The 236-nt window shown below is 52.5% G+C and carries 1 protein-coding gene; it reads left to right on the top strand.

What is annotated here, in order from left to right; genetic code table 11:
- Nucleotides 1-128: 128 nt before the first annotated feature.
- The coding region (locus BT993_RS07105; RefSeq protein ID WP_425274414.1) for an uS7 family ribosomal protein at nt 129-236 on the top strand (108 nt) is incomplete at its 3' end.

Below are 236 nucleotides of genomic sequence, written 5' to 3' on the forward strand. Positions count from 1 at the left end.
CAACGATGATGTCCAGGTGCAGCTCACCCATACCGGAGATGATGGTCTGATAAGAGTAAGGTCGGGCGGCGCCAAGAGCGCAAGCAGGTTCCGAGTTTACCTGAAGGATCCTTAATTGAGGGCTTATCATGCCTAGAAGAAGAGTTGTAGCTAAACGCGAAATCCTGCCGGATCCCAAGTTCGGAAGTGAGCGTCTGGCGAAGTTCATGAACCACCTGATGGTCAGCGGCAAGAAG

This window comes from Streptobacillus ratti, assembly GCF_001891165.1.
GTDB lineage: Bacteria > Fusobacteriota > Fusobacteriia > Fusobacteriales > Leptotrichiaceae > Streptobacillus > Streptobacillus ratti.